We start from the raw sequence: 21,898 nt of genomic DNA on the forward strand, positions 1-21,898 counted from the left end.
AACTAAAGAAACTTGTTATACATAAGATAATTTTATGACAATATAACAGCTTAAAAGTATTTTAAACTAATCTCTGCAGGAGCAAATTATGCCATCTCGTCAAGAGCTAGCGAACGCGATCCGTGCCCTAAGTATGGACGCGGTTCAACAAGCAAATTCAGGCCATCCCGGCGCACCAATGGGCATGGCAGATATTGCCGAAGTATTATGGCGTAAGAACCTAAACCATAATCCAGCAAATCCAAACTGGGTTGATCGTGACCGCTTTATTCTGTCTAACGGTCATGGTTCAATGCTTATTTACTCACTGCTACACCTAACCGGTTACGCACTACCAATTGAAGAATTGAAGAACTTCCGTCAATTGCATTCAAAAACTCCTGGTCACCCAGAGTACGGTTATGCACCTGGTATTGAAACCACGACTGGTCCACTCGGTCAAGGTATCACTAATGCTATAGGCATGGCGATTGCTGAAAAAACCTTAGCAGCACAGTTCAATAAACCAGAACATGAAGTTGTTGATCATTTCACTTACTCTTTCTTAGGTGATGGCTGTCTAATGGAAGGTATCTCTCACGAAGCATGTTCACTTGCTGGCACATTAGGCTTAGGTAAACTAGTTGCATTCTGGGATGACAACGGTATTTCAATTGATGGCGAAGTTGATGGTTGGTTCACTGACGATACAGTAAAACGTTTTGAAGCTTACGGCTGGCATGTAGTCTCTGTAGATGGTCATAACCCGGCAGAAATCCAAGCGGCAATCGACGCATCTAAAGCTGAAACATCACGTCCAAGTCTTATCTGTTGTAAAACAGTGATCGGTTTTGGTTCACCAAACAAAGAAGGTACGCATGGCTGTCATGGTGCTCCTCTGGGTGAAGCTGAAATCATAGCTACACGTGAAAAACTGGGTTGGAAACACGCTGCATTTGAAATTCCTGCAGATATCTATGCTGAGTGGGATGCCAATGAAGCTGGCGCACAAGCGGAAGCGGCATGGAATGAAAAATTTGCGGCTTATCAAGCGGCATATCCAGAACTAGCTGCAGAATACCTACGTCGTACTTCTGGTGAACTACCTGCAGATTGGGAAACAAAAACAACTAATTACATCAAACAGTTACAAGTTGATTCTGTAAAAATAGCCACACGTAAAGCATCGCAAAACTGTATCGAAGAGTTTGGTGCAATGTTACCAGAACTACTCGGTGGCTCAGCTGATCTAGCACCATCTAACTTAACTATGTGGTCTGGTACTAAAGCGATTACTGCTGATGACGCATCTGGTAACTACTTGCATTATGGTGTACGTGAGTTTGCTATGACGGCAATCATCAATGGTATGTCTTTACACGGTGGTTTAATGCCTTACGGTGCAACATTCCTGATGTTCATGGAGTATGCGCGTAATGCAATGCGTATGGCTGCATTAATGAAAATTCAGAACATCCAAGTTTATACTCATGACTCAATCGGTCTAGGTGAAGATGGTCCAACTCACCAGCCAGTAGAGCAAGTTGCAAGTCTACGTTTAACACCAAACATGAGCGCATGGCGTCCATGTGATTCTGTTGAATCTGCGGTAGCATGGAAATATGCAATCGAACGTAAAGACGGTCCAACTGCACTAATCTTCAGTCGCCAAGGTCTAGCACCTATGCCGCGTACTGATGCACAGTTAGCGAACGTTGTTAAAGGTGGTTACACGCTAGTAGATTGTGATGGAAAACCAGAAATTATCCTTATCTCTACCGGTTCTGAAGTTGAACTTTGTACGAAAGCAGCGGCAGAACTAACAGCGAAAGGCCGTAAGGTTCGTGTTGTATCTATGCCTGCTACAGACGTATTTGACAAGCAAGATGCGGCATACCGTGAATCTGTGTTACCGTCTGACGTTGTTAAACGTGTTGCGGTGGAAGCGGGTATCGCTGACTTCTGGCACAAATACACTGGCTTTAACGGTAAGATCATCGGCATGACAACATTCGGCGAATCAGCACCTGCTGACCAACTGTTTGAAATGTTCGGTTTCACTGTGGCTAACGTGGTTGCAACTGCTGAATCACTGTAATTTAAGTACTGTGTGTTGATAACATAGCACACAGATTTAATGTGTTACGGTAACGATAAAAGAGCGCATCGCGCTCTTTTTTATTGTCTGTAATTTATTGACGGTAATAGTGAGTTATTTACAGTAATAGAATTTAATACATTATCGGCTAGATGGTAGATGCCAGATACAAAAAAACCAGCATAACGCTGGTTTTTCATTATTCCGTATCGGTTTGCTAACTAGGCAACCTGTACTGGAATATCGTTACTGGTACGAACGATGTCATTAACTTGATTAAGATAAACAAGCGAAGGTTTATGCTGTTTCGCTTCTTCATTGTCCATACGTACGTATGCACAGATAATGATACGATCGCCTACTGCTGCTTTACGCGCTGCAGCGCCGTTCACTGAAATGATTTTTGAACCGCGTTCGCCAGCGATAGCATAAGTTGAAAAGCGCTCACCATTATCAATGTTATAGATATCGATTGCTTCATATTCTAGGATCCCTGACGCATCAAGCATATCTTGATCGATTGCGCATGAACCTTCATAGTTTAATTCTGCATGTGTTACACGCGCTTGGTGTAATTTACCTTTTAGCATTGTGGTTTGCATTGTTCTAAAACCCATTCCATTAATAGTTTATGAATATACCCAAGTTACTGATTGTTCATCTTAGAGTCGCTTGGGGATATATATATACCGTACAAAATATGTACCGGCGTCCATAGTAGCGTATTTGTTTAATTAGCGCAATTGGACTATTTGATCAGGTAAATAGTCCTAGTTATCAGTACTATTGCGTTTATGATTAACTTAATTTAACTACTTTATTATCGATTAAACGTGCTTTCCCTAAAAATGCAGCCATTAAAATAACGGCTTGCTTACTGTTTTTAGTAATAATCGCTAAAGTATCGGCATCGACAATATCAATCGCGTCGGTATTAAAACCGGCGGCATTGAGTTGTGCTGTGGCTTGCGTGACTAATGCTTTATTTGCTTGTTCATCAATAGTAACTTGATCAGCAATGGTCTGCATTACATCCGCTAATAGAGGCGCAATAGTACGTTCTTCAGCTGTTAACAGACCATTACGAGAACTCATTGCTAGGCCCGATTCTTCACGTACAGTCGGCACGCCAACAATTTGAATTGGCATTGCAAGATCATCGACCATATGACGAATTAACGCTAATTGCTGGAAATCTTTTTCACCAAACAAAGCCACGTCAGGCTGCACTAAGTTAAATAATTTAGCCACGATAGTCGACACACCGTTGAAATGACCTGGGCGATGCACGCCTTCTAGTACCTCAGAGATCCCCGGTACTTGAATGAAGGTTTGTGACGTTAAGCCATGTGGATACATTAGCTCTGGTGTTGGGGTAAAGACCAAATCAGTATCAACGCTTTGTAATGCCCGGCAATCTGCGTCTAAGGTGCGCGGATAAGCGGCTAAATCGGCAGCTTGGTTAAACTGCATCGGATTAACAAAGATACTGACGACAACTCGGTCTGCGAATTTTTGTGCTTCTTTAACCAGGGCTAAATGACCATCATGTAAATTACCCATGGTCGGCACAAATGCGGTAGATAGACCAAGACGACGCCAAGCGATCACTTGCTCTCTAAGAACATCAATATTTGCAATAATATCCATATATGAATTACCTAATAAAATGGGGCGGGTATGTTATGAAAACATGTGCTCATCGGCAGGGAACGTCTGTGCGGCAACTTCATCGATATAAGCGCTAATTGCTTTGCGCATATCACCGGTTTCGGCTAAGAAATTCTTGGAGAATTTAGGTATAAAGCCTTTTGAAATACCGAACGCATCATGCATGACTAAGATTTGACCATCAGTATCACGACCAGCGCCAATACCAATCACTGGGATCGTTAAGGCTTCAGTGATGCGTTTTGCCAGTGGTGCTGGGATACATTCTACAACTAACAGTTGGATACCAGCGGCCTGTAATAACAGCGCATGCTCTACCATTTCATCGGCTTTATCGGGTGCGCGGCCTTGTATTTTAAAACCACCAAAGACGTGTACTGACTGGGGTGTTAAACCAAGGTGGCCACAGACTGGAATGCCTCGTTCAGTTAATGCTGCAACACTTTCTACTAACCATTCGCCACCTTCAACTTTAACCATATTGGCACCGGCTTGCATCAGGATTGTGGCATTGGTTAAGGTCTGCTCTTTAGTGGCATAACTCATGAAGGGCATATCAGCGATAACCAGTGAATTTGTCGCCCCTGCACGCACACAACGGGTATGATAAGCAATATCTGTTACTGTGACAGGTAATGTATCATTATGGCCTTGTAATACCATGCCCATCGAGTCACCGACTAATAATACAGGCATGCCGACTTCATCAAATAATGCGGCAAAACTCGCATCATACGCGGTAATACTGGCAAATTTTTGTCCTGCTTCTTTCATCTTAAGCAGTTTCGATACGGTAACCTTGCTCATTGGAAATCCTTCTTCACATTATTCTGTGTTTTGATAAATAGCTAAGTCATTACGAGGACAGTCCTTAAGTAATGCTGACAATACTTGACCACAAGGTAACTGCAATTGTGGTGCTATTTCTGCTAATGGATAAAGTACGAATTCACGTTTTTTCATGCCGTAATGTGGCACGGTTAAGCGTGGTGTACTGATGATATCATTACCGACCAGTAAGATATCTAAATCGAGGGTTCTTGCTCCCCAATGTTCTTTACGTACACGGCCTTGTTCATTCTCAATCTGCTGTAGCGCATCGAGTAATTCAATGGGTGCTAACCGGGTATCGACACAGGCAACCGCATTAATATAATCAGGTTGCTCTTGTGGCCCCATTGGCTTACTTGCATACAGGGATGAAACGCAAATAAAACGACTTGCCGTTAATGTCTCTAGCGCTGTGATTGCGGCTTTGGCTTGCGCTACCGGATCGGCAAGATTACTGCCGATCGCGATATAACAACGGGTATAACCCTGTTTGTTAATAACATGTTCGTTAATAGCATGTTCTTTTAGAGATGAGATACGATTAAGCATCACTTTCGCTTGCGGGCTTTTTCTTTTTCGCGCGGCGTGGACGTGTTTTTTTACCCGCTGGTGCATTCAATTCTTTAATTAAACTCTGACGGCCAGTGGCATTTTCAGTTTGGTAATCGCGCCACCATTGCGTTACTTCGACTAAGTCACCACCTTGGATCTCGGCGCGCATTTCTAAGAAATCAAAACCAGCACGGAATTTTAAGTGTTCGAAGGCTTTTTCTGCCCGTTTACCTTGGCGACGTGGTAAGCGGCCTTGTAAATGCCAGATATCACGGATTGTTGAAGTAAAGCGGCGTGGAATCGCAATGCTCTTCGTTTGTGAGTCTAGCGCGTCATTCATGGCTAATAACAAGGCATCACTGTAGTTAAGACCGCTGTCAATTACGCGTTCTTCAGCGAGCGCTTCTAGTGGATACCATAACATTGCGGCATATAAATAAGCGGGCGTCACACGCTTACCAGCATTAATACGGCGGTCGGTATTTTCGAGTGCAATTTCGATGAACTTATCACAGTTACTCGAACCGTCTTCATTTTGATACTTGCTAACCAGTGGGAACAATGGCTGGAATAAACCATGTTCTTTCATCAGCTTGTATGTTGCTAAACCGTGACCATTTAAGAATAGTTTTAATGTTTCTTCAAATAAACGGGCGGCAGGAATACTTTGTAGCAAGTTGGCTAGCTGTTTGATAGGTGCTTTTGCTTCGGGGCTAATTTGCATGTCTAATTTAGCGGAAAAACGCACTGCCCGTAACATACGTACTGGGTCTTCACGGTAACGAGTCACGGGATCGCCAATTAAACGTAGTTGTTTACTTTGTAAATCGGCAAGGCCGCCAGTAAAGTCGTAAACAGCACGGTCGGCAATGTTGTAGTAAAGTGCATTAACGGTAAAGTCACGACGTTCAGCATCTTCATTGATGGTACCGTAGACGTTATCACGTAACAACATGCCACCATCAGACTGCTTTGATGTTTGTTGATTTTGTTCTTTTTCTTCAACGTGATGACCACGGAAAGTGGCAACTTCGATCATGTCACGGCCAAATAGGATGTGAGCAAGACGGAAACGGCGGCCAACTAAGCGACAGTTGTGGAATAGTTTTTTGATTTGCTCTGGTTCCGCATTGGTCGCAATATCAAAATCTTTTGGCTCTTGACCAATAAAAATATCACGTACACCACCACCAACAAGATAAGCTTGATAACCTGATTTATGTAACCGGTAGAGTACTTTTAGGGCGTTTTCACTAATTAGATTATGGTTTACCGGGTGTTGACCCTTTTCCAATTTCAGTTCATTTAAGCCTAAATTCTGTGTGTTTTGTGGTACAACTGACGCAGGTACTGCAACCGCAGCTTTATTCGAACGGGTCTCGTGTGGTGCTTTTTTACTCGCGACATCACGATCGTTGCGTGTCTTTGACGCTGTCTCAGAAGTAGTTTCTTGCCCATCTGATGCTTGATCTATCTGCTTTCTGCTCAGTATGTTTTTACAGAATCTAGTGATTTGAGTGAAAATGGTACACCTCGAATTAATATTAAAATAGGTTGAATTATTTATGCCGCCACATAATAGCGCTGTGTTGATAAAATGACAAAGATTGTTGACGAAATTTAGTATTAATCTTGCCTTATTGACCTAATACGATTGATTTCTGTCTGGGTAGGTTTTTGACGGACCAATGTTCTGTTCCCCATTCTACAAGCTGAGGGATAGAGAGATCTTGAAGTTCGTTACTTGCTGGCAAGGCTAAAAATCTAAACGCATCAATTAATCCCATCTTAGCCTGACGTCGATCTAAACCGGGGGCGTGATTCTGTTTACTTAATTTTGAGCCATCGACATTGCTGGCCAAAGGTAAATGCAAATATGACGGTGCGGACTGTGCAAATTGAGTAAACAAATATAATTGTCGACCCGTCGGTTCAATGAGGTCTGCGCCTCTCACAACCTGGGTAATACCTTGGTAAATATCGTCAACCACGACGGCAAGATTATAAGCAAACAGGCCATCTTTACGATGAATGATAAAGTCTTCTGCGGCCAGTGCTTTATTAATATCAATTTTACCGTGCAGTTCGTCGATAAAATAATTAACCGGTGCTGTTGTCGTTACCCGTAACGCGGCATTGTCAGCGCTAAGTTGTTTATACTTACATTGACCTTGATAAAAAGCGCCCTGAGCGTGGTTCTGCTTACGCGTACAATTGCAGAAATAGGTTAGCTGTTGCTGGCTAAGTTGAGCAATAGCGTCTTGATAAGCGGCGCTGCGTTGGCTTTGATAGATAACCTCACGGTCCCAGTGTAAGCCAAAGGCTTCGAGAGTGGTTAAAATATTGGCTGCCGCACCGGCGACTTCGCGTGGTGGGTCAAGATCTTCAATACGCACTAACCAAGTACCTTGGTTGGCTTTTGCTTGTAAGTAGCTGCCAACAGCAGCAATCAGGGAGCCAAAATGTAATGGTCCTGAAGGTGAGGGCGCAAAGCGTCCTACATAGCTATTGGACATAATATAGAGTTCTTTAAATAAAAAAAGCTACAAATAGAAAGAGGGCTAATAAGCCCTCAATAAAATCATGTCAGTAGAAACTGATTAGCCAACCATTTGCTTTTCTTTAATTTCAGAAAGCGTTTTACAGTCAATGCATTGTTCTGCAGTCGGTCGTGCTTCTAGACGGCGGATACCGATTTCGATACCGCATGTGTTGCAAAAACCGAATTCATCATTTTCAATAAATTGAAGTGTTTTTTCGATTTTCTTGATCAGTTTTCTTTCACGATCACGAGCGCGAAGTTCTAAGCTAAATTCTTCTTCTTGGGCTGCTCGATCCACTGGATCTGGGAAGTTTGACGCTTCATCCTTCATATGAACCACTGTGCGATCAACTTCTTCACGTAGTTCATTACGCCAAACACTTAAAATATTTTTAAAGTGATTGCGTTGCTTCACACTCATGTATTCTTCACCAGATTGTAATTGGTAAGCGTCTACACCTGCGATGGCTAAAACACCGAGTAATTTTTTCGCTTCAGGCATGATATCTCTCCTAGTCCGCATTACGCCACAATATTACCGAGCACTGCTAAGCAATATTTATGGGCGGTATAAATACCAGAAACACACAAAATGCGCAAACTAAACTGGCAAATTGTTCAATTGCTCCTCTTTCGGGTTAGTATTGGTGTGACTTTAGTCACAGTTGAATGAAATTTGTTCTACCAGTGAAATATTGTCTGTTTCTATTGTACTCGCGTATGCGAATACTTCAACTCCCTGGTTAATGGCCTGCTTAACAAGATCACTATAGTCGCTATCTAAGTGTTTCGCAGGTTTTAGGGTCTTAATTCCGGTATGCTGAACGACAAATAATAAGACTGCTCGGTGTCCGTTTTTCTTTACAGCCATCAGTTCTCTAAGATGTTTTTGCCCCCGAACACTGACCGTATCAGGAAAATAACCACAGTCATTTTCTAATAAACTGGCACTTTTCACTTCGATATAACATTTACCGAGTGTTGGATCATCGAGTAAAATATCAATCCGACTATTCTCATTGCCGTACTTTACTTCGGTGGTTAGGTGTTCATAACCAGTGAGTTGCGCTATCGCTGCTGATGCTATGGCTTCTTTAGCGAGTTGATTTGCCCTCATGGTATTAATACAGATCATATCGCCATTGGCTTTTTCGGTGAGTTCCCAAGAGCGTGAATATTTCCGCTTGGGGTTATCCGATGTTGAGTACCAAATGGTATCACCGGGATCGCCACAGCCGGTCATTGCACCAGTATTGGCACAATGAATTGTTACTGCTTCACCATTCTCAAGAATGACATCGGTTAAAAAGCGTTTGTAGCGTTTTATTAACGTTGCGGGCTGTAATGGACTTGGATACTGCATAATAATGCTCGATAATAGAAAACTAGCGTAGAGCATAATAATTTTTTGCAGATAAAGCTATACACAACCACGATGTTAAAACACCATAACTAGGTTTGAGGTGGTAAGGAAATTAATTGAATTGAGATAGCTCCCGTCGCCATTGTTTATCTTCTTCAACATCCGCTTTTTGCCATATTTGTTTTACTTTAACGCTAAGCTGACCATCAATCTCATTGGCATTAAGGGTGAACGTGAGTGGGTTGGCGATATTGGGTTGCGATAAAATCTGCTGGTCGTTAAATACTTGCTCGACGATACACACTGAGGTTTTATCTTGACTGTCGGCATCCCGCGCGAGAGGGTTATTACAATTATTCATTATATCGCCGCCGTTCGGATAGAGTACACCTAACCTTTGATGTTGACTGCCAATCGAAATGTCAAAGTAAATTTTTTGGCTGGCGAGGTAATGATAGATATTCGCGGAAAGTACTGATGGGGCGCGTTCTTTTTCGTTATAAAAGCGTGATAGTTTTAAGTAGGTAGAGCTGCCCCCAGGTGCAGTTACATCGGCAGAACGTACATATTTATGTAATATATGCATATGATGTAATGGTAGCTTCCAGCCCACTCGTACTTGCACTTTGACATTCCCATTACTGAGTTCTTCAACAGCGGTAATACGGGTTTGTACTTTGGTATTGAGGATGGGCTCGATGACTTGAGTATCAATGCTGTCGCGTATTTTTAATAACTGCGCCAGGTTGAATTTCGGGCTACGGCCATGCGCTGAAAACAATCGTTTCACATCATCGAGTACCGACGTCAGTTGCATGACTTCATGATCTTGTTGGCGAATTAAGCGGGCGCTTTGCTGCGTGGTGATCTGTGGTTCGGCAATCGCTAATTTGATCTCGCCTAGATTTTTTAAACTGTTATCGAATTCGTTATCCAGCGTGATCAGACTTTTTTCTATGCTGACATTGTTACGTAATATCGCCATACTTCGACCAATGTAATGCTCATCAAATGTTACCCGTATTTGTTGTACTACAAATATCTGACCTTTATATACGTCCTTATCTTTGACTATCTGAGGTTTGTTTTGCGGGGTGATTTTAATGTAAGCGGCTTGAATAATAGGCACATAATGTTTGTAGTTGGTGAGATCAACGGGTTTGTTCATTAACTTATAATTACGCACATCAAAACTGGCTTTGATACGGGCTTTTTCGATCATAATCTGTTTGGCGCTAGCAATGCTTTCACCATTAGTGAGTTGGTGGGTAATAGTATAGGTTTTTGACCAAAATCCCACGTGAGCAATAGCACTACCGCTATAACTGAGTATCACTAATAAAGGTAAAATAATAGACAGAAATAAACGCATAGTAAGTTCCTTTTGCTATTCCTTATAAATAATAGACTTAAATTTAATGATTGGTGTTTTTAGGGTAAAATCATCCTATTACTGATTAATTCATTCTATCCTGAGAGGCCTTTGTGGCAGAGTTACCGATCACTTCCGTATTACCAAGTCTATTTACGGCCTTAAAATCATCGAATCAAGTTATTCTGCAAGCGCCTCCGGGTGCCGGTAAGTCAACGTTATTGCCGTTAAAACTGCTGCAAGAGAAGATCTTTAGTGGCCGCATTTTGATGTTAGAACCGCGCCGTCTTGCCGCGCGGAATATTGCCACGTTTATGGCGTCGCAGTTACAACAAAAGGTCGGCGAGGACGTGGGTTATCGTATGCGTGGAGATACCAAAGTATCGAAATCAACGCGATTGGAAGTGGTAACGGAAGGGATCTTAACCCGGATGATCCAGCAAGATCCGGAACTAAGCGATTATGATTTGATTATCTTTGATGAGTTTCATGAACGTTCATTGAATGCGGATATTGGCTTGGCGTTTGCATTGGAAGTGCAGCAAGGTCTACGCGATGATTTAAAATTATTAGTGATGTCAGCAACACTCGACAGCGAAGGGTTACAGAAAATGTTGCCTGATGCGAAACTGTTGACGGCTGAAGGACGCTGTTTCCCTGTTTCTTATAGTTATCATCCGATGAATTTACAGCACCGTACGATCAAGCAAGCGTTGACCGGAGCAATAGTCGCCACGGTTAAATTAGCACTGCAACAGCAGGGCGGTAATATTCTGGTATTTTTGCCTGGGGTGAGTGAAATTAAACGTTGTCAGCAGCAGTTGCAGGAATTGGTGAATGCGCATCTACAAGTATTGCCTTTATATGGGCAACTGACTCAGCAACAGCAACAGGCGGCAATTAATCCTATTGCTAAAGGGCTGCGCAAGATTGTATTGGCGACCAATATAGCCGAAACCTCATTAACCATTGACGGTATTTCGGTGGTGATTGATTCAGGGCTTGAACGCAGAGTCAGCTTCTCGCCACGTTCTGGTGTCAGCCGCTTACAAACAAAGCGTATTAGCCAAGCATCGGCAACGCAGAGAGCCGGACGAGCAGGGCGATTACAAATCGGGCATTGTTATCGTTTATGGCGCGAAGAAGATCACAGCCGCTTAGATGCGCAAATAGAACCAGAAATTATCACCGCGGATTTAACCTCGACCTGCTTAGAATTAAAGGTATGGGGTGTTAACAGCTTTGCTGAGCTGGCATTACTCGATCAACCTTCAGTGGCAAATGTGCAATATGCTGAAGCGTTATTAACTGACCTTGGCGCATTAAACGCGGGGAATTGTAGTAAACATGGCCAAGCATTGGCTGAATTTGGTATGTCACCACGGTTAGCCCATATGTTGTTAACGGCAAAAGACTGGGAACGTGAACGGCCGGGTATTAGTTGGTTAGCGTGTCGATTAATTGCATTACTTGAAGGTAGTGAACGCTTACCACTGGATTTAGATTTTGCATTGCAACAAATGGCATCGGGGCAATTTGAACAAGCGCAACGTCAAGCACAGCAATGGGCACAACGTTTTGGTTTTGTTAAAAGCAGCAGTCAGTGTCGAAACACTAACACCTATACCGGGTTGTTATTAGCGTTAGCCTATCCAGACCGAATCGCCCAACGTCGAGACAATACTGGACGGGGGCAAGCTGGCCACGGCCAAGATGTGTTGTATATGTTAAGCAATGGACTCGGGGTTAAATTGATGAACGACGCCAGTTTAACCAGTGCCGAGTTATTGGTTGTTGCTGATTTATCCTTAACCGAACAAGGTGCCGATGCCATGGTATATAACGCCTGTGCAATCGATTTAGTTGAATTACAGACCTGGTTACCGCAACTGTTTAGCCAGCAGGCATTTGTACAATGGGATTTAAAAGCTCAGAAGTTGATTGCTGAGCAACGTCAATGTTTAGGCAAGTTAGTATTATCACGTAAAGTATTAACCGATATTACCCCAGCGCAAAAACAAACCGCGGTGTTGGCTGGTATTCGTAAAGCGGGATTATCGGTATTACCATGGAATGACCAAAGTAAGGCGCTATTAACGCGTTTACGTTGTGCGCATTTATGGCTGCCAGAGTTAGGCTTTGTTGATTACAGCGATGAGGCGCTGATGGCGGATTTAGACAAGTGGTTATTACCCTACTTAACGGGCGTAACAGGACCTGCGCAGATGAAAAAAATACCCATTATCGAGGCATTATTATCGCGATTAGCGTGGTCGTTGCAAAAGCGTTTGGATAGTGAATTGCCAACTCATTTCACCGTGCCTACAGGCTCAAAAATAAAATTACGTTATAGTGATAATGCCGCGCCGAGTTTACCCGTGCGTATTCAAGAGATGTTTGGTCAAGCCAATAAACCCACGGTTGCCAATGGTCGCGTGCCGATTGTGATTGAACTACTGTCACCGGCTCAACGTCCGCTTCAGATAACCCAAGATTTACTGGGTTTTTGGAATGGCAGTTATGCCGAGGTTAAAAAAGAAATGAAAGGCCGTTATCCAAAGCACTATTGGCCTGATAATCCACTTGAGGCGATGCCCACTCGACGGGTTAAAAAACATATGTAGGAAAGCAGTAATTATTATGGGTAATCTGCTATTATCCCGCAGAGTTCGTTCCAGTACCATAAAAGAAGATTTATCATGACTAAAAAAACTGCCTCATTGCATCCCCGTAATCCACATCAGGGACGTTATGATTTAACCGCCTTAGTTAAAACATACCCAGCGTTAAAAGCGTTCATAACGCTAAATCCTAGTGGAGAAGATACGGTCGATTTTAGTGATGATAAAGCCGTCATTTGCTTGAACAGTGCATTGTTAGCCCATTTTTACCAAGTACCAAATTGGCAGATCCCACCGGGTTACTTATGTCCGCCAATCCCAGGGCGTGCGGATTATATTCATTATATTGCCGACTTGCTGGCAGACATGAATAATGGCGAAGTACCAACCGGTAAACGTGTTAAAGCGTTAGACATTGGTACAGGCGCTAACTGTATTTACCCTATTCTTGGTCATCGCAGTTATGGCTGGGGTTTTGTGGGTACCGATATTGATACGGTTGCCGCAAAAACCGCGAATGTGATCGTGCAAGCAAACCCGAGCTTAAGCAAAGCGATCAAAATCGTGTTAAAGAAAACGCCAGGCAGTACCTTTAAAGGTGTGATTAAATATAACGACAAATACGCTGTCACGATTTGTAACCCGCCGTTCCATGCATCGATGGCGGATGCGGCAGCAGGCACTGAGCGTAAGATTAAAAATCTGCACAAAGGTAAAGCAGCGCCAACCGACACCACTAAGTTGAACTTCGGTGGTCAGCATTCTGAACTTTGGTGTGAAGGTGGCGAACTACGCTTTGTCAAAGACATGGCGAAAGAAAGTAAAGATTTCACGGCGCAAGTATGTTGGTTTACCAGTCTTATCTCAAAAGGTGAGCATATCGAAGAGCTTGAACAGTATTTACAAGGACTTGGCGTAAAACAAATCCGTGTGATCCCGATGTCGCAAGGCCAGAAAGTCAGTCGTATATTAGCGTGGAGCTTTATGGATACTGATGAGCAACAACAATGGGCTGCCGATAATTGGTAGAAAACATGGGTAAGGGTACTGGTAAAACACACGGGTAGTCGGCGTTATATTTAGGTAGATTAATACGGCAAGCATCGCGCTTGCCGTTTTTATATCAGAGGATAAAATGATGTTGGTATGGCTAGGTTACAGTTATTTGGTATTGAGCATTATTACCTTGCTGGTATATGGAAAAGATAAATGGGCAGCGACACGACAGGTATGGCGTACACCAGAGCGTACATTGCACTTGTTGGCGCTGTTCGGTGGTTGGCCGGGTGCGCTCGTCGGACAAAAACTGTTTTCTCATAAAAAAAGTAAAATAAGCTTCAAACGTATTTTTTGGTTAACTGTTGTTGGTAATGTACTCATTGTACTCGGCATTTTTCAAATAGATCCGAGTTATGTGATAGTGAGCTAATTGTTGACTTCAATTTTTTTAACTGATTTACACATATTTACGTTATCTATACTATGCCTTTGTTTTGTTGTGTTATACCATTTCGGCCTTATTATGCTAATTACGGCTATTTTTAACGAAGACTGGGTATTCATTAATGTCGTCAATTAAGAACAATAAATTACAATTAGTGCTGATGTGGGTACTATTAACCAGCGTATTGCTTGGTATTGTCGCGTTATTACCGGTGAGCGATAAAGTCGATACCAATACTGCGATAAAGGCTGCGCCGATTGCGACAACCGCGCTTATCGATGAACCAGCATCGCCACTTGATGAAGCAAGTACGACGAACTCGATGGTTACCGAATCAGCAGTGGCATCAATCGCAGTAGAATTGGCCAAGTCTTATCCCAAAACAATTAACTATGTGATCCAAAAGGGTGACACCTTAGGGGCTATTTTTGAGCAATTAGATCTAAGCCAAAAGAGTCTTTACCAAATTCTGGAAGTGGATTTAAACGTGCTGGCATTAGACAGTATTAAACCGGGACAAATGTTAATCTTTACTGAATTTGAAGGGGAATTAACGCGTTTGGAATTACACATAAGCTTAGCGCAGCAAATAATTTATAAACGCCAAGGTGATAGTGGTTTTGAATTTGAACAGATAAATGTTGATGGTGAATGGCGCGAGCACAGCTACATTGGCCAGATTGAGTACAGTTTTTCAGGATCTGCAAAAAAAGCGGGATTATCGTTATTTGAAGCGCAATTTATTGCCAGTTTATTAAAAGATAAAATCAATTTCAGCCGTGATTTCCGTATTGGTGATACGTTTAAAGTATTGGTATCTCGTCAATATATAGGTGACCAACTGACGGGCGAAAACCGTATTGATGCGGTGAGTATTAATAATCGCAGCCGTAATATTAGTGCCTATTTGTACGAAGGTGCTTATTATGACGAAGCTGGTTTAAGCATTGAACGTGCTTTTGTGCGTCGTCCTGTTAGCAGTAAATACCGTATATCATCAAGCTTCAATCCAAAGCGTTTACACCCAGTGACCGGTTTATTACGTCCGCATAATGGCACCGATTTTGCGACGCCGATTGGTACACCTATTTTCGCTACCGGCGATGGTGTGGTATCTCGTGTGCTTAATCATAAGTATGCTGGTTTGTATATCGAGATCTCAAACGGTCAAACCTACCGTACTCGTTTCTTGCACCTGAGTAAGGCATTAGTGAGAAAAGGGCAACGGGTTAAACGCGGCCAAAAAATTGCATTATCGGGAAATAGTGGCCGTATTACCGGACCACATCTGCATTACGAACTACATATGCGCGGTCGTGCGGTGAATGCCATGACTGCAGATATTCCGATTGCGTCAGCGATTGATAAGCGCCAGCAAGCGGCATTTAAACTGGCGTTAAATAATTATCATGCGGCTTGGGAACACGTTAAAAGTTAACTTTACCGCGCATGTTTTTGGTTTTACCACGCTGAGTTTTAGTGTCCATACGTTTTTTTTTGGCATTTCGACTGGGCTTGGTAGCACGACGTGCCTTTTGGATCACTGTGGCCTGCTTAATCAGTTCGATTAAGCGTTCAAACGCCACCTGCTTGTTAAAATCTTGACTACGCGAATCTTGACTTTTAATGATGATGACGCCATCTTTGGTGATGCGATGATCATTTAACGCCAATAACCTTTCTTTGTAAAATTCAGGTAATGACGAGGCTTTAATATCAAAGCGCAAATGGATCGCGGTTGATACTTTATTGACGTTTTGACCACCGGCACCTTGCGCGCGGATGGCCTGGATATCAATTTCGGAATCGGGAATGGATACATTGCTCGAGATGAAAATCATTATGAACCTTGGTGTTATATTACTGTGCGATATTAAGCTGACCGACGTTGGGTTCGTTGTGTGTAACCGCTAGCGTCTGGTTGGCGATGTGCCTATGATACTCTGGTTTGATGCGATTGTTAATTTTCAATTGTCAGGGGTTATTATCTTTTATGCGATTAGAGAATATTGAGAGTGATAATTAGACCAGTCAAAGAAACGGATGCTAAAGCCTTATCTGCGTTATTTTCTCAACTCAATGATGAAACGCCGTTTATGGCCATGGGGGAGAAAAATAACGCCACTGAACTCAGTGAGCATCTGGCCTTATTTATCAATTCAGCAACCCAGGTGCTGTATGTGATAGAGCAGGACGGCCATAAGCTGCTTGGTTTTGCGATTGGTATAACCGGTTATATTAGTGGCGATAGTCATACTGCATCTTTGGTTATGGGTATTGTGCAAGCGAGTATCGGTAAGGGGCTTGGTCAGCAATTATTGTTACACGTTGAAGCCTGGGCTCGGTTGCATAAATTACAACAGCTAGAATTAACCGTCATGATAGACAATGAAAACGCGATAGCCTTTTATAAACACGCTGGATTTAAGCAACAAATAGCAAAGCCAGCAGGGATGATTGACGCGCTGACTGAAAATGAATTATATATGCTAAAGGTTGTTTAAATTGCCTCGCGCTAGTTGAGTTGTGGGGTATGAACAGGGTAAACTAGCCATTCTTTATTACGTCGTTTTATGAGATCGTACTTGATCATATTTGACCGTATTTGCTGCAATTTCTAGGACCCTTTCCTTTGGCTAAACGTCCCGTAAGTGATGACACCAAAAAGACTGTCACGAAACGAAAATCCGCTGCAAGCACAGCAGCAAAGAAAATCACAACGAAATCCCCGGCCAGGAAAATAGCCAAGAAAAAGGCTAAAAAAGCAAAAGATCGCACTTGGACTCGCAGTATCGTCATTTTCCTCCTTAAATTTAGTCTGGCTTTTTCGGCTATCTTTATTCTTTACGGCATGTATTTAGACAGTAAAATTCAAGCGCGATTCTCTGGCCCTATTTGGAAAACACCAGCGCAGATCTATGCGCGTAGTTTAGCGTTAACACCTGGCATGTTTTTACCTCATGAAAAGTTGGTCGAAGAGCTGGTATTACTCAATTATTTAAAAGTAGCAAAACCGCGTAGCGCCGGGCAGTTTTCTGTTTCCAAGACCAAAGTGGAATTATTTCGCCGCAGCTTTACCTATCTTGATGGCACCGAGCCTAATCAAGCGCTGTTTTTAACCTTCGCAGATAACCGCTTAGTCAGCATTCGTGATCAGCAAACCGGTAAATACCTTAAGTCTGCTAACCTCGATCCTATGCTGATTGATACCTTACAAGCACCCAATCAAGAAGATCGTATCTTGGTTGAATTACAAAATTACCCACAACTGTTAATTGATACTTTATTGCTGGTGGAAGATCGTGATTTCTATCATCATAGCGGGATATCACCGGTTGCTATTATCCGCGCTGCATTCGCTAATATGAATGCCGGGCGTACTGTACAAGGCGGTAGTACCTTAACCCAGCAATTAGTGAAAAACTTCTTCTTAACCCGTCAGCGTAGTTATTGGCGTAAGTTTAACGAAGCCTATATGGCAATATTGATTAACTACCGTTTAAGTAAAGACGCGGTTTTAAGTGGTTATCTTAATGAAGTGTATTTAGGCCAAAATTACAGTGATGGTGTTTATGGTTTTGGGTTAGCGAGTTACTTTTATTTTGGTCGCCCAGTACCAGAGATCACCATAGAGCAGATGGCATTGTTGGTTGCTGTAGTCAAAGGACCGTCGTTTTATGATCCTTGGCGTTATCCAGAACGTGCGCTAGAACGTCGTGACATGATCATTCGTTTATTGTCTAAAAATGGCAAGATCAGCACCCCTGAATATCGCGAGGCTATCTCGAGACCGTTAGGTATTATTCCGCGTGGACACATGAGTATATCTAAAGTACCCGCGTTTTTATCCTTGTTACGCCGTGAGTTAAAAACCACGTTTGGTGATGCCTTGTATGATCAATCGGGATTAAAAATATTTACCAGTTTAGATCCGCTTGCTCAGCGTGCCGCTGAAACCGCCATTACACAAGGTCTGCCACGGTTAGAGAAAGCCCGTCACATCTCTGGATTAGAAGTGGCAATGGTGGTAACCGACCGTCATTATGGTCGTGTGATTGCGATTGTGGGTGGACGTAATACCCAGTATGCCGGCTTTAACCGGGCGCTTGATGCTTCACGTCCGATTGGCTCGGTGGTGAAACCAGCGATTTATTTAACGGCGTTTGAACAAGGTTATGACCTTAATTCACCGTTAGAAGATAAACCGCTACGGTTAAATAATCAGTACGGTAATAATTGGCAACCGAAAAATTATGATCGTAAATACCGTGGTGAAGTGCCGTTATACCAAGCCTTGATGCAGTCGCTTAATGTGCCAACGGTTAATTTAGGCATGGCGCTCGGCATTGATAATGTCATTGAAAGTTTAAAACGACTGGGCGTTGAAAAGGTCGATAATCACTATCCGTCGATGTTGCTCGGGGCGTTAAATATGTCACCGTTCCAAGTTTCACAAATGTATCAAACCATTGCGACAGGAGGGGTGTATTATAAGTTAACTGTATTGGTGGCAGTCGTGGATGCAGACGGTGATCTGGTTTATCAACAGAATTTAAAAGGTAGCCGTCGATTCTCGCGTGAAGATACTGATTTGACGATTTATAATATGACATTGGTGGCCAAGCAAGGCACTGCACGTCGTTTAAGTTGGCAATTTCCGGGGATTAACTTTGCCGGTAAAACAGGCTCGACTGATAACTTACGTGACAGTTGGTTTGTCGGTTTAGATAATCGCGATGTAGTGACCGTCTGGGTGGGACGTGATGATAATAAAACCTCCACATTAACCGGTTCGAGCGGTGCATTGACGGTATTTGGTGATTACATGAAATTACGTAGTGCCGATAGTTTGGCGATAAATTAGCTGAACTGAATTCAGTCGGTGACATCCACAACTAACAACGGCGAGCTTGAGCGCTCACCGTTTATCTATCTAATTCATCAGACAATAAATACCGTCATGTAATAATATTGTCTATTTAGAAGTGACCTTCTAAACCAACAAATACCCCGTCAATGGTTGCATCTGCTTTCACGTCATCAACTTTAAAATCAAGCTGTTGAATACGGTAGCCAGCACGGATAGACCAATCTAGTACATAACCAGGGTTGATCATGAACGCAAGACCGATTTCAGCATCGCCGTATACATCACCCGTGATACCAATGGCATTGATCATCGCAAAGGCTTTAAGTGGGAACATAGGTAAGCCAACTTCACCGTAAGCATAACCCATAGGTAACGGACCTGAGAATGACACATCCGTAGAACCATCTTCGAAAGTACCATTCAGCTGACGCCAGGTAACACCGGCATCCAGTGATACAATGTCATTGTCTAAGAATTCATAATACAGCGTAAAATCAACCGTTTTTAGGTTGATGTTTTCACCTGCTGAAGAACCTTCAATGTCAATATTAGAAAGACTAAGTGCCACATTTGGAATTAATGGGATTGGGTGTTCAAATTTAGCGTAGATACGGTAGTTGTAAGTGTCTTCGTAATCAGTCGTAAAATCGGTATTATTATAGCTAAGTGTGCCATCAACACCGGATTTCCATACATCTGCACCAAAGTAGGTGCCAAGCATATCAGCCGTTACGTTGTTTGAAAGAGCAGTCAGAATAGTTAGTGCAAGTAGTTGTTTTTTCATAATGAGTCCATGTTCATTTATGTAATTTAATCGCGCAACAGTAACAGCAAGCGTCCTTAGTTAATAAGTATTAGATATTTATCCATCAAATCCTAATGCTATTAACTCACGGTTAATACTTTCGGCCGGTGTGGGAAAAAGTTTAGCGCTAATGTTAACTTTTATAAAACCGTTCGCATGCAGTTAATTTGGCTGGTCATTATACATTTTGCAGTTAAATAATCATGTTAAATGGGTTATTTATATCATTTTAACTAAAGTAGTAAGCTTATTTTGGACTGGTATTTTTACGAGGTAAAAAAAACACTCAAAAAAGCCCTAATAATAGGGCTTAACAAAATGATAAAAATGGTACTTCTATCATACTTTTAGGTTTAAAATTGTGACGCTAACTTAGCAAAACAACGTTCAGCGGCTGCAATTGTCGCTTCAATATCGGCACTGGTATGTGCAGTTGATAAGAAACCCGCTTCAAATGCAGACGGTGCAAGATAAACACCTTCAGCTAACATAAGGTGGAAGAATTTCTTGAAACGTTCGGCATCACACTTACACACATCAGCAAAACCAGTTACTTCAGCTTGGTCGGTAAAGAAGAAACCAAACATACCGCCCACATAGTTTACTGCCAGTGCGATGTTTTGGCGTGCCGCTGCTGCTTTAAGGCCTTCTGCTAATTGCTTGGTGCTGGCACTTAATTGTGCCGCCACTTCTGGTTTGTCAATTTCGGTTAATGCCGCTAGGCCTGCCGCCATGGCAATTGGGTTGCCTGACAATGTACCCGCTTGGTATACCGGACCTGTTGGGGCAATGTGTTGCATGATCTCTAGTTTACCGCCAAACGCGCCAACAGGCATGCCGCCACCGATCACTTTACCTAAGGTTGTTAGGTCTGGTTTTACTTGATAGAGAGCTTGGGCACCGCCTGTGGCTACACGGAAACCTGTCATTACTTCATCAAAGATAAGTACTGCATTGTATTTATCACAGATGCTACGCAATCCTTGTAGGAAACCAGGTTGTGGTAGAATGCAGTTCATGTTGCCTGCAACAGGTTCGACAATGATACAAGCGATATCTTCTGGGTATTCAGCAAATAGTGTTTCAACTGATGCTAAATCATTGAACGTTGCTGTAAGGGTAAGCTTAGCAAAATCAGCAGGGATACCAGGAGAACTTGGCTGACCTAATGTTAATGCACCAGAACCCGCTTTAACCAGTAGTGAGTCAGCATGGCCGTGGTAGCAACCTTCAAATTTTAAGATCTTGTCACGATGAGTGTAACCACGCGCTAGACGGATCGCACTCATGGTTGCTTCTGTACCGGAGCTAACCATGCGGATCTGGTCCATAGATGGCACCATTGCTAGAACTTTTTGCGCCATGATCACTTCGATTTCAGTCGGTGCACCAAAACTTAAACCATTTTCAACGGCAGCAAGTACTGCAGATTTGATTGCTGGGTGGTTATGACCCAAGATCATTGGTCCCCATGAACCAACATAATCAATATAGGCATTGTCATCTACATCATAGATACGCGCGCCTTCGGCACGTTGAATAAAGACTGGGCTACCACCCACGCCATTGAATGCGCGCACCGGTGAGTTAACGCCACCAGGAATAATGGCTTGAGCTTGCGTGAAAAGTTGGCTTGATTTAGACATCTGCAATCCTTTTATCTACTGTCAGAGACGACATATATAAGAAATAGTAAGAAATATTTTTAGGGCGTTATTATACCTGTTAAGTGGTGTAAACGTAGTTTTTT

19 protein-coding genes are annotated in these 21,898 nt (G+C 42.7%); 7 read left to right on the forward strand and 12 right to left on the reverse strand.

Annotation, left to right across the window (positions count from 1 at the left end; translation table 11 throughout):
- The first annotated feature begins 88 nt into the window (after window positions 1-88).
- The gene (gene tkt, locus MORIYA_RS18410; RefSeq protein WP_112717565.1) at window positions 89-2,077 is read left to right on the forward strand and encodes a transketolase; all 1,989 of its coding nucleotides are present in this window, start codon (window positions 89-91) and stop codon (window positions 2,075-2,077) included.
- Between the two features lie 221 nt (window positions 2,078-2,298).
- Here tkt and panD read toward each other — a convergent pair whose 3' ends face one another.
- The 9 genes from panD to MORIYA_RS18455 all read right to left on the reverse strand — a co-directional run bounded on the left by panD (window position 2,299) and on the right by MORIYA_RS18455 (window position 10,408).
- Window positions 2,299-2,679, reverse strand: a complete 381-nt coding sequence (gene panD / locus MORIYA_RS18415; RefSeq protein WP_006032843.1) for an aspartate 1-decarboxylase — start codon at window positions 2,677-2,679, stop codon at window positions 2,299-2,301.
- 196 nt (window positions 2,680-2,875) lie between these two features.
- Window positions 2,876-3,727 (reverse strand): pantoate--beta-alanine ligase, encoded by an 852-nt coding sequence (gene panC, locus MORIYA_RS18420; RefSeq protein ID WP_112717567.1) that lies wholly within the window; start codon window positions 3,725-3,727, stop codon window positions 2,876-2,878.
- Between the two features lie 33 nt (window positions 3,728-3,760).
- Window positions 3,761-4,555, reverse strand: coding sequence for a 3-methyl-2-oxobutanoate hydroxymethyltransferase (panB, locus tag MORIYA_RS18425; protein ID WP_112717569.1), 795 nt, complete (start codon window positions 4,553-4,555; stop codon window positions 3,761-3,763).
- Between the two features lie 18 nt (window positions 4,556-4,573).
- A complete protein-coding gene (gene folK / locus MORIYA_RS18430; protein WP_112717571.1) occupies window positions 4,574-5,128 on the reverse strand; it encodes a 2-amino-4-hydroxy-6-hydroxymethyldihydropteridine diphosphokinase in 555 nt (184 codons plus the stop codon).
- Window positions 5,121-6,620: a polynucleotide adenylyltransferase PcnB gene (gene pcnB, locus MORIYA_RS18435; RefSeq protein WP_408632092.1), complete on the reverse strand. Its 1,500-nt coding sequence runs from the start codon at window positions 6,618-6,620 to the stop codon at window positions 5,121-5,123. The genes folK and pcnB overlap by 8 nt, the downstream gene beginning before the upstream one ends.
- A 148-nt stretch (window positions 6,621-6,768) precedes the next feature.
- On the reverse strand, window positions 6,769-7,647 hold the full coding sequence (gene gluQRS, locus MORIYA_RS18440) for a tRNA glutamyl-Q(34) synthetase GluQRS (protein WP_112717575.1): 879 nt from the start codon (window positions 7,645-7,647) through the stop codon (window positions 6,769-6,771).
- Between the two features lie 84 nt (window positions 7,648-7,731).
- On the reverse strand, window positions 7,732-8,175 hold the full coding sequence (gene dksA / locus MORIYA_RS18445) for an RNA polymerase-binding protein DksA (RefSeq protein WP_112717577.1): 444 nt from the start codon (window positions 8,173-8,175) through the stop codon (window positions 7,732-7,734).
- A 153-nt stretch (window positions 8,176-8,328) separates the two neighbouring features.
- Window positions 8,329-9,036 carry a DNA/RNA nuclease SfsA gene (gene sfsA, locus MORIYA_RS18450; protein ID WP_112717579.1) on the reverse strand — a complete coding sequence of 236 codons (708 nt, stop codon included), beginning with the start codon at window positions 9,034-9,036 and terminating at the stop codon, window positions 8,329-8,331.
- Between the two features lie 112 nt (window positions 9,037-9,148).
- Window positions 9,149-10,408, reverse strand: coding sequence for a sugar fermentation stimulation protein (locus MORIYA_RS18455; protein ID WP_112717581.1), 1,260 nt, complete (start codon window positions 10,406-10,408; stop codon window positions 9,149-9,151).
- Between the two features lie 113 nt (window positions 10,409-10,521).
- Here MORIYA_RS18455 and hrpB point away from each other — a divergent pair, with 113 nt between their 5' ends.
- The 4 genes from hrpB (at window position 10,522) to MORIYA_RS18475 (ending at window position 15,911) form a co-directional block, all read left to right on the forward strand.
- A complete protein-coding gene (gene hrpB, locus MORIYA_RS18460) occupies window positions 10,522-13,032 on the forward strand; it encodes an ATP-dependent helicase HrpB (protein WP_112717583.1) in 2,511 nt (836 codons plus the stop codon).
- A 75-nt stretch (window positions 13,033-13,107) separates the two neighbouring features.
- Window positions 13,108-14,058, forward strand: a complete 951-nt coding sequence (gene rlmF, locus MORIYA_RS18465) for a 23S rRNA (adenine(1618)-N(6))-methyltransferase RlmF (RefSeq protein WP_112717585.1) — start codon at window positions 13,108-13,110, stop codon at window positions 14,056-14,058.
- Between the two features lie 106 nt (window positions 14,059-14,164).
- Entirely contained in the window at window positions 14,165-14,458 is a 294-nt protein-coding gene (locus MORIYA_RS18470) for a DUF1294 domain-containing protein (RefSeq protein ID WP_232011666.1), read from the forward strand.
- Between the two features lie 136 nt (window positions 14,459-14,594).
- Window positions 14,595-15,911 carry a peptidoglycan DD-metalloendopeptidase family protein gene (locus tag MORIYA_RS18475; RefSeq protein WP_112717589.1) on the forward strand — a complete coding sequence of 439 codons (1,317 nt, stop codon included), beginning with the start codon at window positions 14,595-14,597 and terminating at the stop codon, window positions 15,909-15,911.
- Here MORIYA_RS18475 and arfB read toward each other — a convergent pair.
- Complete coding sequence (gene arfB / locus MORIYA_RS18480; RefSeq protein ID WP_112717591.1) at window positions 15,901-16,314, reverse strand: alternative ribosome rescue aminoacyl-tRNA hydrolase ArfB; 414 nt, start codon at window positions 16,312-16,314, stop codon at window positions 15,901-15,903. The two genes, MORIYA_RS18475 and arfB, sit on opposite strands and share 11 nt — an antisense overlap.
- 174 nt (window positions 16,315-16,488) lie before the next feature.
- On the opposite strand from arfB, the gene MORIYA_RS18485 reads away from it, so the two are divergent.
- A complete protein-coding gene (locus tag MORIYA_RS18485; protein WP_112717593.1) occupies window positions 16,489-16,977 on the forward strand; it encodes a GNAT family N-acetyltransferase in 489 nt (162 codons plus the stop codon).
- Between the two features lie 128 nt (window positions 16,978-17,105).
- Window positions 17,106-19,337, forward strand: a complete 2,232-nt coding sequence (gene mrcB / locus MORIYA_RS18490) for a penicillin-binding protein 1B (RefSeq protein ID WP_112717595.1) — start codon at window positions 17,106-17,108, stop codon at window positions 19,335-19,337.
- A gap of 115 nt (window positions 19,338-19,452) precedes the next feature.
- Here mrcB and MORIYA_RS18495 read toward each other — a convergent pair whose 3' ends face one another.
- Together MORIYA_RS18495 and hemL are read right to left on the reverse strand one after the other, a co-directional pair.
- Window positions 19,453-20,127, reverse strand: coding sequence for a TIGR04219 family outer membrane beta-barrel protein (locus tag MORIYA_RS18495; protein ID WP_112717597.1), 675 nt, complete (start codon window positions 20,125-20,127; stop codon window positions 19,453-19,455).
- A 374-nt stretch (window positions 20,128-20,501) separates the two neighbouring features.
- Entirely contained in the window at window positions 20,502-21,794 is a 1,293-nt protein-coding gene (hemL, locus tag MORIYA_RS18500) for a glutamate-1-semialdehyde 2,1-aminomutase (RefSeq protein WP_112717599.1), read from the reverse strand.
- Window positions 21,795-21,898 lie beyond the last annotated feature (104 nt).

The organism is Moritella yayanosii (assembly GCF_900465055.1).
GTDB classification, from domain to species: domain Bacteria; phylum Pseudomonadota; class Gammaproteobacteria; order Enterobacterales; family Moritellaceae; genus Moritella; species Moritella yayanosii.